The 15,566-nt window shown below is 60.4% G+C and carries 9 protein-coding genes and 1 riboswitch; of the genes, 4 read left to right on the plus strand and 5 right to left on the minus strand.

From position 1 onward, the window contains the following. The first annotated feature begins 122 nt into the window (after nucleotides 1–122). The gene (locus CAF79_RS00380; protein ID WP_139832538.1) at nucleotides 123–4,907 is read left to right on the plus strand and encodes a dermonecrotic toxin domain-containing protein; all 4,785 of its coding nucleotides are present in this window, start codon (nucleotides 123–125) and stop codon (nucleotides 4,905–4,907) included. A gap of 4 nt (nucleotides 4,908–4,911) precedes the next feature. Here the strand turns inward: CAF79_RS00380 and metH are convergent, their stop codons facing one another. Further along, complete coding sequence (gene metH / locus CAF79_RS00385; protein ID WP_085695925.1) at nucleotides 4,912–8,622, minus strand: methionine synthase; 3,711 nt, start codon at nucleotides 8,620–8,622, stop codon at nucleotides 4,912–4,914. Nucleotides 8,623–8,781: 159 nt separating this feature from the next. On the opposite strand from metH, the gene CAF79_RS00390 reads away from it, so the two are divergent. The 3 genes from CAF79_RS00390 to nfuA all read left to right on the plus strand — a co-directional run bounded on the left by CAF79_RS00390 (nucleotide 8,782) and on the right by nfuA (nucleotide 12,949). Then, entirely contained in the window at nucleotides 8,782–11,076 is a 2,295-nt protein-coding gene (locus tag CAF79_RS00390; protein ID WP_085695926.1) for a fatty acid cis/trans isomerase, read from the plus strand. 195 nt (nucleotides 11,077–11,271) lie between these two features. Next, nucleotides 11,272–12,273 carry an acyltransferase gene (locus CAF79_RS00395; RefSeq protein ID WP_085695927.1) on the plus strand — a complete coding sequence of 334 codons (1,002 nt, stop codon included), beginning with the start codon at nucleotides 11,272–11,274 and terminating at the stop codon, nucleotides 12,271–12,273. Between the two features lie 91 nt (nucleotides 12,274–12,364). Beyond that, complete coding sequence (gene nfuA, locus CAF79_RS00400) at nucleotides 12,365–12,949, plus strand: Fe-S biogenesis protein NfuA (protein WP_007959519.1); 585 nt, start codon at nucleotides 12,365–12,367, stop codon at nucleotides 12,947–12,949. A gap of 114 nt (nucleotides 12,950–13,063) precedes the next feature. On the opposite strand, the gene cobM is transcribed toward nfuA, so the two are convergent. The 4 genes from cobM to CAF79_RS00420 form a co-directional block, all read right to left on the minus strand. Further along, nucleotides 13,064–13,810 carry a precorrin-4 C(11)-methyltransferase gene (gene cobM, locus CAF79_RS00405; RefSeq protein ID WP_085695928.1) on the minus strand — a complete coding sequence of 249 codons (747 nt, stop codon included), beginning with the start codon at nucleotides 13,808–13,810 and terminating at the stop codon, nucleotides 13,064–13,066. A 90-nt stretch (nucleotides 13,811–13,900) separates the two neighbouring features. After that, nucleotides 13,901–14,314, minus strand: a complete 414-nt coding sequence (locus tag CAF79_RS00410; RefSeq protein WP_085695929.1) for a cobalamin biosynthesis protein — start codon at nucleotides 14,312–14,314, stop codon at nucleotides 13,901–13,903. Continuing rightward, the gene (locus tag CAF79_RS00415; RefSeq protein WP_085695930.1) at nucleotides 14,311–15,012 is read right to left on the minus strand and encodes a CbtA family protein; all 702 of its coding nucleotides are present in this window, start codon (nucleotides 15,010–15,012) and stop codon (nucleotides 14,311–14,313) included. The genes CAF79_RS00410 and CAF79_RS00415 overlap by 4 nt, the downstream gene beginning before the upstream one ends. An 11-nt stretch (nucleotides 15,013–15,023) precedes the next feature. Next, nucleotides 15,024–15,221 (minus strand): CbtB domain-containing protein, encoded by a 198-nt coding sequence (locus CAF79_RS00420; protein ID WP_007959524.1) that lies wholly within the window; start codon nucleotides 15,219–15,221, stop codon nucleotides 15,024–15,026. A 121-nt stretch (nucleotides 15,222–15,342) separates the two neighbouring features. Then, nucleotides 15,343–15,564: riboswitch (cobalamin riboswitch) on the minus strand. Between the last annotated feature and the right edge of the window lie 2 nt (nucleotides 15,565–15,566).

The raw sequence follows: 15,566 nt of genomic DNA on the forward strand, positions 1-15,566 counted from the left end.
TCAATCGGCTGGCTGCGCGAGAAACCATTGGAAACCCCTCGCTGGCGCCGACATAACTATCTACCACGGCTGGCCGCCTTCGAAATGGTGTGCTGATGCTTCACTTTCACAGGAGAAGCGTTATGTCATCGATCCCGGCTACCGGAATGAAGCCAGCCGCCTCACAGAGCATCCACGGTGCCTTTCTCGAACAGGCCATTCCCGATTGGTTGACGGACGCCACTGCGCAGCGCCGCGCAGAACTCAAAAGCGCCCGTGCGACGCTGCCGCCTGGCTATCGGCAAGCCACCCGGGCGCAGCGTCGAGCCCTGAATGACGGATTTACCGCCAGCTTTGTCGCCCAGTCCCGGCTGGACAGACAACTGTCATCCCTGCAGGACATCGACACGTTTGCCGAGCCTCTGCTGATTAAGGCGTTACGAGACGAGTTCGGCATCGAAATGGATGTCAAAACGATCTATCTGCGCCTGAACAAAGCTGTCGAGGCCGGTATTTTCTCGATTGAAGTGGGGGTTTATGAAGTCTCCACACTTTCGTTACTGCAGGCGGCCCTGCATAACTTCGAAGACTCGGAATGCGAACCGGGGGCCTTTCACCGTTCTTCCGGTTTTCTGGTCGAACGGAGGAAACCCGGAGAGTTGCTGCCCCTGACAACGCCGATGACCGTGACTCGATTCATGGCTTTATGCCGTTCGCTGGATATCGGTGCGAAGTATCAGGCCTATCTCAAGGACTTTTTTGATTCCAAAGATGCGCAGGCCGCAACGGCACTGCGTGAGACATTCATCGGCGCTGCCAAAGCCGATCTGCACGCTGCTGCGCAGTACGCGTTGTCCTGTGGGGACATCGAACCCGAGGATTACACGATGATCCTGTCGGTCATCGATGGAGACCTTCATCCGCGTCTGGGCCGCAAGAACGTCTGGTTTCACGATCTGAGCCTGATGAAGCATCGAATGACAGGCTGCGTCTGTTTTTCGATCAGTGAAGACGAGCGTTATACCGATGATCTACTGCTCTACATTCCCCATGACCCTTATCACCCGTTGAAGCGTTATACCCGCAGACAAATGGAGGCGATGTTCAAACGAAGATTCACTGAACGCGACGGCTTGTCGTCTGAAGATACGGTGCCGACGGCCTATCAGCGGTTTTTCAGTCGTTTCGTGGCGTATGCCGATCGTGGGGACTATTTCAGCCGTTTCTTGCACGACTCATCGTCCACGGCTCATTTTTCCGCTGATGCCATCGCACTCCTCAATCCTTTCGGGGGCCTCTGGCGCATTCATAACAGGCCTCCCACCGTGGAGACAAAGTCCCCCGAGGATGACCCTTTTCTGGCCCCCACCGTGATTCCACGGGAGGGCGATAATCCCACCTCTGAAAATGTCGATCTGTGGAACTATCTCTTTGAACGGCACCGTGAGCGGACCATTGCCGATGCCCGCAGTCACGCTGTGCCCACGGCAGATGTCGACGAAAAGGTACGCAGCAGGAAACTCGCGACATTACTGAACATCGGCATGCAGGTGTTGACCACCGCAGCGGGTTTTGTACCGGTGCTGGGTGAGATCATGACGGCGGTGATGGTTGGCCAGTTGCTGGAGGAATCCATTGAAGGCGTCATCGAGTGGAGCGAAGGCGATCGCAGGGCCGCCAAGGCGCACCTGATCGATGTTGCGGAGAACCTGGCTCTGTTCGGTTTGCTCGCTGGCGCCGGTAAAGTCCTGTCCCGCCTCAAGCCGGCCACGGCTGCGCCGGTCATAGAAAAACTGCGGCCAGTCACATTGGCTGACGGTCAAACACGGTTGTGGAACCCGGATCTGACGGTCTATGAAAGCCCTGTTGAACAGCTTCCCCAGGGCGGGCCTAATGCTCAGGGCCAATTCATTGCACAGGAACGAGCCTGGATCCGGTTGCAGGGCCGGGTCTACGAAAAGAACTGGGACAGGGCATCCCTGCGCTGGCGTATCAGGCATCCCCGCGATCCTGATGCCTATCAGCCGATACTGAGCCACAACGGTGCCGGCGCCTGGCGATCCACACTGGAGCGCCCGTTGTCCTGGGATCGCTTGACACTTTTACGCCGAATCGGTCACAGCACCGATATGCTGACCGACGAGCAATTGCTGGCCATCGCCGACATAGGCGCAGTCAGTGACGACAGCTTGCGCAGAATGCACATGGACAACCTGCCGCCACCGCCTGAACTGGCCGATGCGTTGCAACTGTTCGACGCGCAACGTCAAACCGCCACACCGGATGCACGGCTCCTCAAACTGCAACGGGTATGTCCGGGTCTCGGTGAAAACGCTGGCCGGGAAGTTCTTGCCCATGCAGATGCAGAATCACTGGCGGCTTTGCAAACGTCGACTTCAGTGCCGCGCCGCCTGCTGGAGGAGGCACGCTGGTACGCCGGACAGGGAAGGGCGGCCCGAACCTATGCCGGCCTGCATCAAGAGCATCCCTCCATCGACAGCTGCCGGCTGGCCTTGCGATTACTCGAAAAGTTGCCGGGCTGGCCGGACGATGTGCGGCTTGAACTTCGTGATTCACACATTCACGGGCCGTTGCTGGAGGCGATTGGCGGCGAGTCGGTCACGAACCGGGTGTACGTGGTCAAGCAAGGGCCGCTGTTTCAGGCATTCAGTGACCATGGATGGACGCAGAACGGCCAGCTCGATACCTTTTTTCCCTCGCTCATGCGCGCCTTGCCACAGGAAGCCAGTCAAGGTCTGGGGCTGTCTGGAAGTGAAAGCAGCGCTCGCTTGCAGCGGGCAATCATCGACCATGCAACGGCGCATCCTGAGCAGGTTCGTACGGCCGTGGCCCCCTCAAGTCCGAGCAACCGTACGTACCAACCTCCGATACGCCTCAAGAATCGTCGATTTGGGTATCTCGCCAGTGGCGAGGGCGCGCTGGGGCGCCCGGGGATCAACACTTCACTCGCGGTGCAAGTGCTGGAACTCTATCCGAATCTGGATTTCAGACAGGCCAACGGAGTTGTGCTGCGAGCGATGCGAGAGGGGCAAAGTGATGTTCAGATCATGCAGTGGCTCAACGAGCGTGCTCAGGAATGGGAACGCCTTGAATCGACCCTCGATCACTGGGCCGCCCCCGGCCCCGGCCTTGAAGAACGTTTGAGAGCCGCGCATGACTTGAAACGCTGCTGGCGTGAAGCCCCCTTGGCTGCGAGCAATCGCGGCTACGACCAATTTGTCTGGGTCTGCGATGATCCGCTGCCGTCGCTGTCGGCGAGCTTTCCCCACGTCAAGTCCCTGCTTGTGCAATCGCGTCGGTCGGAAACAGGTCAGATCCGCAATTTCCTCCGCGCTTTTCCCGAGGTTCGATATCTCGACCTCAGTGACTGTGCGCTGACAACCAACCCGATCCCGACGGATATCCGCGCCAGACTGGTCGAACTCGACCTGTCCGGCAATCCGATTTACAGGTTGGATATGTCGAGCATGCCGAACTTGAAGGCGCTGAGCCTTGAAGGCACGCAGTTGCAGCAGTGGCCACGGGGCGCCGAGGACCTTCTGGCGTTGCGCTGGCTGGATTTGCGAAACACCCGCGTTACCTCGCTGCCACCGCAGGCTCTGGCCCGTGATGACCTGCTGATCAACATGCTTCTGACGGGTGCTCCCCTTGGGCCAGACACACAACTTCAGCTGCAGGCGGCCCGGTCCCGAGTCGAGTCGACGCTGGGGCTGCCGGAGGGAGCGCTGGCGAGATTTGCCGCTGAACCCCTGCCCGACAGGAGCGCGCAACCCATGGAGACCGGATCCCGTGTGGCATCGCGGTTGTTGCAGTTGCCACCGGCGCCGCCTGCCGAAGAAAGTCTTTCTTCCTTCATCAGCCGCTTGCAGCGGGTGATTCCCGGTCTGTCGGAGGAGGACGCGATTGACGTGGTCGAATACCTGCGCTTCGGGGCTACCGACGCGCAAGTCAATGCTCGTATCAATGACTGGAACCAACGGTTCGAAGCGCTGACGCGCGAGCTCAATGGCTGGATCTTCGTGCGACGCAGTGTCGACATGCGTTTCAGGCAGCCGCGGATTTCCTCGAAAGGCCGGGCGCAGGCGGCGCACAGAATCATGGAGTGCTGGCAAATGGGCCTGTTTGGCGAGGCCGGCGTAACCGACTATGTGCTGGATCTGGAGGGTATTCCCGGTGTGGGGGCGTTGCCCGACCTGCCGGAAGCCTTTCCTCATGTAAAGGGTCTGAACCTCAGGGGGCTGGAGCTGAGCGAGCAGGGGCTGCAAGGGTTTCTCACGTCATTCAATCAAGTGGAAACCCTGGATCTGGCAGCCAACGCGCTGCGAGACCTGCCGCAAGCCATTGGCGATATGGAGCGACTGGAGCAACTGGATTTGTCCGCCAATCGGTTGCATGACGCTCATGCAGCCGAGCAATTATTAGGTTCGCTGAACCATCTCAAGCGCTTGCGCCTGAACCTCAACCATTTCAGAGCCTTCAGTGCAGCGTCTCTTGAGGGGTTGGAACTGCTGGAGTTGAACCACAACCGGATCCGCTACTTCAACGAAGCGATCCCGCCCTGGCTCGAAGCGCTGCATTTGAGCGGTAACGACCTGAGGGAATGGCCGGCACAAGTTTTACAGGCCGAACACTTGCGCACACTGAGATTGTTGGGCAATTCGATCAGGGATATTCCGGAGCAGCTCTTTGACGGCAATCATGACGAGCTGCTGCTCGACACCCGTTTATCCGGAAACTATCGCTCACTGTCGACTGCCAGTCTGCAACGGATCCGTGACTATTTTGATCGTACGGGCTATCAGTCGGCACTGGGCATTACCCGGGAGACGCTTGAACAATGGATGGCAGACACGGACTGGGAGGAACCCGGTGGTTCCTCCTCTTCCGGAGGGGCTGATCAGCACTGATTGTTCAGTTGTCGTAACCCAGGTTCGGCGCCAGCCAGCGCTCGGTCAGGCTCAGTTCCTGGCCCTTGCGCGAGGTGTAGCTCTGGACCTGATCCTTGTCGATCTTGCCCACGGCGAAGTACTGCGCCTGCGGATGCGCAAAGTACCAGCCGCTGACCGCTGCCGCCGGGAACATCGCGTAGTGCTCGGTGAGGAACACGCCGCTGCGGCCGGCGCGCATTTCCTGCGCCTCGGGGTCGAGCAGGGCGAACAGCGTGGCTTTTTCGGTGTGATCCGGGCACGCCGGGTAGCCCGGTGCAGGACGAATGCCTGAGTACTGTTCTTTGATCAGCGCCTCGTTGTCGAGGGCTTCATCCTTGGCGTAACCCCAATGCTCCTTACGCACCTGCTGGTGCAGCCATTCGGCGCAGGCCTCGGCCAGACGGTCGGCAAGCGCCTTGACCATGATCGAGTTGTAATCGTCGCCAGCGTCCTGATATGCCTTGGCCACTTCTTCGGCGCCGATCCCGGCGGTGGTGATGAAACCACCGACATAGTCGGTCACCTCGCTGTCCTTCGGCGCGACGAAGTCGGCCAGCGAGAAGTTCGGTTTGCCGTCGGTCTTGATGATCTGCTGACGCAGGTGATGCAGGCGGGCCATGGGCTTGCCGTCATCGCCGTACAGCTCGATATCGTCGTCATGCACCTGATTGGCCGGCCAGAAGCCGAATACCGCACGGGCGCTGATCAGCTTTTCGTCGATCAGCTTGGTGAGCATCTCGCGGGCGTCCTTGTACAGCGAGGTCGCCGCTTCGCCGACCACTTCGTCTTCAAGGATGCGCGGAAATTTGCCGGCCAGGTCCCAGGAGATGAAGAACGGCGTCCAGTCGATGTATTCGACCAGTACGTTGAGGTCGATGTTGTCCAGCACGCGGGTGCCGGTGAAGGTCGGTTTGACCGGGGTGTACGTGGCCCAGTCGAACTGCGGCTTCTTGGCGATCGCGGCCGCGTAGCTCAGGCGCTCGGTGCGGGCACTGCGGTTGGCGGTGCGCTCGCGGACGTCGATGTACTCTTCGCGGGTCTTCTCGACGAAACCGGCTTTCAGTTCCTTGGACAGCAACTGCGTCGCCACGCCCACGGCGCGGGAGGCGTCGGTCACGTAGACCACCGCGTCATTGCTGTACTTGGGCTCGATCTTCACCGCCGTGTGCGCCTTGGAAGTGGTCGCGCCGCCGATCATCAACGGCAGGTGGAAGTCCTGACGCTGCATCTCGCGGGCCACGTGGACCATTTCGTCCAGCGACGGGGTGATCAGGCCGGACAGGCCGATGATGTCGCATTTTTCTTCGCGGGCTACCTGCAGGATCTTCTCGGCCGGCACCATCACGCCGAGGTCGACGATGTCATAGCCGTTGCAACCCAGCACCACGCCGACGATGTTCTTGCCGATGTCGTGCACGTCGCCTTTTACCGTGGCCATCAGGATCTTGCCCTTGGCTTCCGGCTTGTCGCCTTTTTCCAGCTCGATGAACGGGATCAAGTGGGCCACGGCCTGTTTCATCACGCGGGCGGACTTCACCACCTGCGGCAGGAACATTTTGCCGGCGCCGAACAGGTCGCCGACGATGTTCATGCCCGCCATCAACGGGCCCTCGATCACTTCGATCGGGCGGGCGAAGGACTGGCGGGACTCTTCGGTGTCTTCAACGATGTGGGTGGTGATGCCTTTGACCAGCGCATGCTCCAGACGCTTGTTGACGTCCCAGCCGCGCCATTCTTCGGTTTCGGCTTCCTTGACGCTGCCGTCGCCCTTGTACTTGTCGGCGATGGCGAGGAGGGCATCGGTGCCTTCAGGCGTGCGGTTGAGGATCACGTCTTCGACGGCGTCGCGCAGTTCCTGCGGGATCTGGTCGTATATCTCCAGCTGACCGGCGTTGACGATGCCCATGGTCAGGCCGGCGCGGATCGCGTACAGCAGGAACACCGAGTGAATCGCCTCGCGCACCGGGTTGTTGCCGCGGAACGAGAACGACACGTTGGACACGCCGCCGGAGCTCAGGGCATACGGCAGTTCGTCACGGATGTAGGCACAGGCGTTAATGAAATCCACAGCGTAGTTGTTGTGTTCTTCGATGCCGGTGGCTACGGCGAAGATGTTCGGGTCGAAGATGATGTCTTCCGGCGGGAAGCCGACTTCGTTGACCAGAATGTCGTAGGAGCGTTTGCAGATTTCTTTCTTGCGCGCTTCGGTGTCGGCCTGGCCGGCTTCGTCGAACGCCATCACTACAACTGCCGCGCCGTAGCGTTTGCACAGCTTGGCGTGGTGGATGAACTGCTCGACGCCTTCTTTCATGCTGATCGAGTTGACGATGCCCTTGCCCTGAATGCATTTGAGGCCGGCTTCGATCACGTCCCATTTCGAGGAGTCGATCATGATCGGTACGCGGGAGATGTCCGGTTCGCCGGCAATCAGATTGAGGAAGGTCACCATGGCCTTCTTCGAATCGAGCATCCCTTCGTCCATGTTGATGTCGATCACCTGGGCGCCGGCCTCGACCTGCTGCAGGGCGACTTCCAGGGCTTCGGTGTAGTTGTCCTCACGGATCAGGCGGGCGAATTTCGCGGAACCGGTGATGTTGGTCCGCTCGCCGACGTTGACGAACAGCGAGCTGCGATCGATCGTGAACGGTTCCAGACCCGACAGGCGGCATGCCTTGGGAATGTCGGGAATCTGCCGTGGCGCGTAGCCGGCGACGGCTTTGGCGATGGCTTCGATGTGGCCTGGTGTGGTGCCGCAGCAACCGCCGACGATGTTGAGGAAACCGCTTTGGGCGAATTCTTCGATGACCTTGGCAGTGTCCGCCGGCAGCTCGTCGTACTCGCCGAATTCGTTCGGCAGGCCGGCGTTCGGGTGGGCGGATACGTGGGTGCTGGCCTTGTCCGACAGCTCTTCCAGGTACGGACGCAGCTCGCGGGCGCCGAGGGCGCAGTTCAGACCTACCGAAATCGGTTTGGCGTGGGCCACGGAGTTCCAGAACGCTTCGGTGGTCTGGCCCGAAAGGGTACGGCCGGAGGCATCGGTGATGGTGCCGGAAATCATGATCGGCAACTCGAAGCCCAGTTCTTCGAACACGCCTTGCACGGCGAAGATCGCAGCCTTGGCGTTCAGGGTGTCGAAGATGGTTTCGATCAGGATCAGGTCGGCGCCGCCCTCGATCAGACCCTTGGTGGCTTCGGTGTAGTTCTCCACCAACTCATCGAAGGTGACGTTGCGATAGCCCGGGTTGTTGACGTCCGGTGACAGTGAGCAGGTGCGACTGGTAGGACCGAGCACGCCGGCGACGAAACGCGGCTTGTCTGGGGTCTCGAGGGTTTTCGCATCGGCGACCTTGCGCGCCAGCCGGGCGCCTTCTACGTTGAGTTCGTAGACCAGTTCTTCCATGCCGTAGTCGGCCATGGAAATCCGGGTGGCGTTGAAGGTGTTGGTTTCGAGGATGTCGGCGCCGGCATCCAGGTAGGCTTTTTCGATGCCACCGATCACGTCCGGGCGGGTCAGTACCAACAGGTCGTTGTTGCCCTTGACGTCACTCGGCCAGTCGGCGAAGCGTTTGCCGCGATAATCCTGTTCTTCGAGCTTGTAGCTCTGGATCATCGTGCCCATGCCGCCGTCGAGAATCAGGATGCGCTCTTTGAGAGCTTGCTTGAGAGCTTGAAGGCGAACGCTGCGATCGGACATTGGGACTACTCGGAAAAAGACCATGACGAAGGGCCGGGATCATAACAAACCTGTGCGGTTTTAGAGCATGTGGCGCTTTTGCATGAATATCGCTCATGTTGGTACGGTCGTCATAACGGTAGAATCGCGGCGTTTTTCTTCTGGATCAGGATCAGGGACATGTCGTACCGCGTCATCAGCATTGCATTGCTGTTTTTAAGCTTTGGCGCGGCGGCGCAAAGTCCTGCCGTTTCTCCCGCTATTTCTTACACTCGCGATATCCAGCCGATCTTCACCGAGAAGTGCGTGGCCTGCCATGCGTGCTACGACTCCGCCTGCCAGCTCAATCTGGGCAGCGGCGAGGGCGCTGCCCGTGGTGCGAGCAAGATGCCGGTCTATGATGGCGAACGCACCCAGGCGGCACCGACCACGCGGCTGTTCTATGACGCCTTTGGCAAACGTGCCTGGCAGCAGAAAGATTTCTATTCCGTACTCGATGCTCAAGGCAGTCAGGCCGCGCTGATGGCGCGCATGCTGGAGCTGGGGCACAAAACGCCGCTGACGCCCAACGCCAAACTGCCGGAAGACATCGTGCTGGGGCTCAATCGCGAGAACCTGTGCGCGATGCCCGCCGAGTTCGACGGTTATGCCAGCGCCCATCCGAAAGAGGGCATGCCGCTGGCGGTGACCGGCCTGACCGATCAGCAATATCAGACGTTGCAACGTTGGTTGGCGTCCGGTGCGCCGATCGATGAGCAAGGCCTGGCGCCGAGCGCCAAGGAGGCGTTGCAGATCGTTCAGTGGGAAAACCTGCTCAACCAGCCCGGCGCGCGGGAAAGCCTGGTCGGGCGCTGGTTGTTCGAGCACTGGTTCCTGGCGCATATCTATTTCAAGGACGGCGAGCCGGGGCATTACTTCCAGTGGGTGCGTTCGCGCACGCCGACGGGGAAGCCGATCGATCTGATCGCCACGCGTCGCCCGAACGACGATCCGGGTACCCAGGTTTACTACCGCCTGTGGCCGGTGCAGGGCGTGATCGTGCACAAGACCCACATCACTTATCCGCTGAGCGCGGCGAAGATGGCGCGGGTCAAAAGCCTGTTCTACAACGGCCACTGGCAGGTCAATGCCTTGCCGGGCTACGGACCGCAGAGCCGGGCCAACCCGTTCGCGACCTTTGAGGCGATTCCGGCGCAGGCGCGCTATCAGTTCATGCTCGATAACGCCGAATACTTCGTGCGTACATTCATTCGCGGCCCGGTATGCCGCGGGCAGATCGCAACCGACGTGATCCGCGACAACTTCTGGGCGCTGTTCCAGGCGCCGGAACACGACCTGTACATCACCGACCCGAACTATCGCGGCCAGGCCACGCCGTTGCTGGCCATGCCGGGGCAGAACGACGATGTCGGCAGCGTGCTGAGCCTGTGGCACAACTACCGCAACAAGCGAAACAAATACGAAGCCCTGCGCCGTGACAGCTACGCCGACCTGCCGGCACCGAGCTGGTCGACCCTGTGGGCCGGCAACGACAACGCCTTGCTCAGCATCTTCCGTCACTTCGACAGCGCCTCGGTGACCAAGGGCCTGATCGGCGAAGTGCCGCAGACGATGTGGCTGTTCGACTATCCGCTGCTGGAGCGCACCTATTACCAGTTGGCGGTGAATTTCGATGTGTTCGGCAACGTCTCCCATCAGGCGCAAACCCGCTTGTATTTCGACCTGATCCGCAACGGCGCCGAGCAGAACTTCCTGCGTCTGATGCCTGCCGATTCTCGCGAGGGCTACCTCGACGATTGGTACCAGAGCAGCGGCCAGTTCAAGATGTGGCTCGATTACGAAGCCATCGATGACGACAAGCCGACCGCGCTGAAGCTCGACGAGAAAGATCCGAAACACGATTTCGCCATGCAATTGCTGGCGCGCTATGGCGACCTCAACGCGCATCCGGATCCGATCAACCGCTGCGCAGACGCCTATTGCTCGCGTCCGAACATCGACCCGGCCCTGCAAAACGCCGAACAGGCGCTGAGCCGCCTGACTTCACGCCCGGCGGCTGGCTTGAAAGTGATCGATCAATTGCCGGAAGCGACCATGCTTCGGGTTGAAACCCGCAGCGGCAAACGCGAGGTCTACAGCCTGATGCGCAACCGCGCCCACAGCAACGTGGCGTTCCTGCTCGGTGAATCGCTGCGCTATCAACCGGGGCTGGATACGCTGACGATCTATCCGGGTGTGCTCAGCAGCTACCCGAACTTCATGTTCAACATCCCGGCTGATCAGGTGCCGGCGTTTGTCGATGCCATGGAAAACGCGAAGGATGCGCCGCAATTCGAGAAGATCGTCGAACGTTGGGGCATCCGCCGCAGTCATCCGCAGTTCTGGTTCTATTTCCACGACTTGAGCCAGTACATCCACGAGACCGAGCCGGTGGAAGAGGGCGTGCTGGATATGAACCGGTACGAGAATCTTTGATCGTTTGATACGAGCCTGCTGTCCCAATTTCTGACTGGACACAAATTTCCTGTGGGAGCTGGCTTGCCAGCGATGACGGCGGCCCATCCAGCATTTAAGTGGCCTGACACTCCGCCATCGCGGGCAAGTCGAGTCGTCGCACCGCCGCTCCCACAGGGTTAAGTGGTGGTTCGGAAAGAGTGAGGGGAGCGGGCAATGTTGATTTCAGTGCAGGCCCTGCGAGCGCTCGCCGCGTGGGCAGTGGTCTGCCATCACTTCATGCAGATTTTCTTCGACTTCAAGGCGCGCGGGCCGATAGGGCAGCTGTTCATCGACAAGGGCGCGGTGGGCGTCGATATCTTTTTCGTGATCAGCGGGCTGGTGATTTTCCTGTCCACCGAAGGCAAGGCGTTGCCGCCGACGCGGTTTCTGCTGTATCGACTGTTTCGGATTGTGCCGGCGTATTGGCTCTACACCGTCCTGATGGCGTTGCTGGTGGTGTTCGCCCGGCCATTGCTGCCGGATCAGACAGTGGACTGGAGCCATTTGCTGTTGTCGCTGCTGTTTATCCCGACCGAAAACCCCGGTGGCTACGGGATCTACCCGACCCTGAACGTCGGCTGGACCCTGAATTACGAAATGCTGTTCTACGTGTTGTTCGCCTGGGCGCTGTTGTTCCGGCTGCAAGTGCGCTTGCTGGTGGTCGCGGCGCTGCTGTTTGCGGTGTGCCAGGCCTGGACCGGGTTTGGCTGGGTCAGCGAGTTTTATCGCTCGGACATCGTTTATGAGTTCCTGCTGGGGATCGGCGTCGGCATGCTTTACCGCCGCGGCTGGATCGGGCCGGCGCTCTGGCTGCCGTTACTGGGGATCGGCGCGGCGTTGCTGGCGATCTATCACCTGCCACCGGAACCCCGATTGCTCAACTGGGGCGTGCCCAGTGCTGTGCTGGTCATGGCCAGCATTGCGCTGGAGCGACATGTCGAGCGCAACAGGTTGCTCAAATTGCTGGGCGACTGTTCGTACTCGGTGTACCTGATGCACGTGCTGGTGCTGTCGGCCGGCGGGTATCTGGCCCGGCGCTATGGGATCAACCCGTATTTGATGTTTGGCGCCTGCGCACTGGCCATTGCTATCGGTTCGTGGCTGAGCTACGAATGGGTGGAAAAGCGCAGTTATCAGTGGCTTAAAGCTCGGATCGACGGCGAACGTGGCGCTTAGCCGATTTGCGAACTATTCCTACGTAAATACTAGGACTTTGTGCCGCGCGCCGATTGGCGTAAACTCCGCCTCAAGCCTGCGAGGAGTCTCCATGACCGCTATTACCATTACCGACGCCGCCCATGATTACCTGGCCGATCTGCTCTCCAAGCAGAACACTCCGGGCATCGGCATCCGCGTTTTCATCACCCAGCCTGGCACCCAATACGCCGAAACGTGTATTGCCTACTGCAAGCCGGGCGAAGAAAAACCTGAAGACACGGCGCTGGGGCTGAAAAGCTTCACCGCTTACATTGACTCGTTCAGCGAAGCGTTTCTCGATGATGCTGTCGTCGACTACGCCACCGACCGCATGGGCGGCCAGCTGACCATCAAGGCGCCAAACGCCAAAGTCCCGATGGTCAACGCCGACAGCCCGATCAACGAGCGCATCAACTACTACCTGCAAACCGAAATCAACCCGGGGCTGGCGAGCCACGGCGGTCAGGTCAGCCTGATCGATGTGGTTGAAGACGGCATTGCCGTTTTGCAGTTCGGCGGCGGTTGCCAAGGCTGCGGCCAGGCGGACGTGACCCTGAAGGAAGGCATCGAGCGCACCTTGCTCGAGCGTATTCCGGAGCTCAAGGGCGTTCGCGACGTGACCGACCACACGCAGAAAGAAAACGCCTACTACTAAGGCGTTCGCTGCGGCATGAAAAACGGCGCCCCGTGAGCGCCGTTTTTTTTGCGTGAAATTTGATCGTTCCCACGCTCTGCGTTGGAATGCAGCCCGGGACGCTCCGCATCCCATTCATGGTCGATAAAGGTGCGCATGCCCCGCGCGATACAGCGATGACTCACCAAAGTGATCGCTACCCAACACCCGCCCAACCAGAATCAACGCCGTACGCCGAAACCCCTTCGCCGCCACCTTCGCGGCAATGTCCTCCAGCGTCCCGACCACCCAATCCTGATCCGGCCACGTCGCCCGGTGAATCACCGCGATCGGGCAGTCCGCGCCGTAATGCGGGAGCAACTCAGCCAGAATCTTCTCCAGATGATTGACCCCCAGATGAATCGCCATGGTCGCCCCGTGCTGCGCCAGATTGCCGAGTTCTTCACCGGCGGGCATCGCTGTCTTGTCCGCGTAACGGGTCAGAATCACGCTTTGTGAGATGTCCGGCAGGGTCAGTTCAGCGCCCAGCAGCGCGGCGCACGCAGCCGTGGCGGTCACGCCGGGAATGATCTCGAACGGAATATCCAGCTCGCGCAAATAACGGATCTGCTCGCCAATGGCGCCATACAGACTCGGATCGCCCGAATGTACTCGTGCGACGTCCTGGCCCCTGGCGTGGGCGGTCTTGATCAGGTCGATGATCTGTTCCAGGTGCAGCTCGGCGCTGTTGACCACGGTTTCAGCGCAATGACCCTCCAGCACCGCCGTCGGCACCAGCGAACCTGCGTAGATGATCACCGGGCAACTGCGGATCAGCCGCTGGCCTTTGACGGTGATCAATTCCGGGTCGCCGGGGCCGGCGCCGATGAAGTAAACGGTCATCGCTGGATCCTGTAGAAAAGGGCAGTGCAGTGCTTCACAAGCCCTTCAGATGAAGAATGCTCATGATCGAAAGCAGGAATTATCGGGAATTTACGCAGCGCCGGCCAATGCCAGAGTTGCCTGCGCGTACTTTTGCCGGGAAATCAGCAGTTTTGCCGGGCCACTGATCAACTGTTCGGCGAGTGCCAGGGCGGCACTTTCCGCCACGCCGTAGCAACCGGTGCGTTCGAAGGCGATTTGTGAATGATGACTCAAGCGTTGCTGATAACAGGCCAGCTCTTCGCTGCTGAAATACAGCAACGGCAGCGCCAGTTGTGCGGCGAGTTCCTGCAGGCCGGGTTCATCGCGCTTGAGGTCGATGCTGGCCAGCGCCTTGACCTTCTCAAGATCAATTCGATGCGCCTGTAGCGCCTGATCAAGCAATGCGCGCAGCGTGCTGGCCGGGCAGCCGCGCTGGCAGCCCAGGCCGACCACGAAGGTCGGCGCTGCGCTGTCATCGGTCATGCGTGGTACTGGCCTTCGCTTTTGCGGCGGAACAACCAGGCGCTGATCAGGCCCAGGGCCAGCCAGAACGCGACGTTGGTCAACTGCGAAGCGATTTTGAACTGCGCTTCCAGAGCTTCCGGTGCGAGCATCGAATGCACTTGCGGTTGTGGCGCGCCGATCACATGCGGCACGGCAAGGATCGCTACGCCGAGGATCTTCATCAGCCAGCTGCGGCTGAACGCGATCAAGGCCAGACCGACAGCGGTGGAGGCGGCAGTGCCGATCCACCACATCTGACGCGAGGCCAGGTCGGCAGCGGCGGTGCCGGGCAGCTCGGGCGGCAGACCCATGGTCGGGGCGAGCACGAAGGTCGCGTAACCGGCCAGGCCCCAGAGCAGGCCTTGGGAAGTTTTGGTCGGCGCCCGCAGGGTGTACAAACCCGCCAGCATCAGGGCAAAGCCCACGGCAACCACCAGATTGCCGCCGGTTGTGGACAGCACGCGCTGCCAGCCGTCCTCCGGCTCCCAGGCTTCGGCATCGTGAGTGTGGGCGGCGGTGCCGGCGGCGTGTTCGTGAACCTCGACCACCGGTTCGGCTTTCTCGAAGGTTTCGGCCTGCAGAATCAGTGGCGAAACCCAGAAGCTTTGCAGCAACGTCAGGAGCAGGGCGGCCAGAAGGCCGGTGAAACCTGCGGTCTGCGCAATACGCTTGATCATGTTGTCAGGTCTCAGTGGCACGGGAACGCGGCGCTGTGACGGGTATCGTGGGCGGCGTTGTGTACCGCTTCGATGTGCGAGAAACCGGCGAAATACACGAGGCACGCACCCAGGATCGACGCGCAGACGGCGGCGGTCAGGCGTTGGCTCAGGGTAGTGGTGCTGGAGATCTTGTCCGAATTGCTGCCGGTGCTGCTGATGATCGACATGGCGCTTCCCTCTGGAGTGTCAGCGGGTGAACAGAGCGCATGAAAATCCCTGCGAGTCAGGCACGCAGAGGTTCGAACAGCGCCCGCCCACCGCGGGTTTGTTATGTTCAGTAACGCAGGATGCGCACTGTGTGTTGCGGGCCGGTCTCCGGGCTCACGAGGGGCTGGCGTCAGGCCGACCTGCAAGCGTCACCTTCCCATGCCATCGGCACAGTGGATCTGACGCTTCGCTCGCTTACCGTTGCGGGGGCAGCACCGGACTGACATGGCTTTAGAGTAAAGCACATGATTCACCGGTTTCCCGTTTCACCCTGTGAAGGGCACCCGTAACAAGTTGTGTAGGAG

The organism is Pseudomonas sp. B26(2017), assembly GCF_002113045.1.
GTDB lineage: Bacteria > Pseudomonadota > Gammaproteobacteria > Pseudomonadales > Pseudomonadaceae > Aquipseudomonas.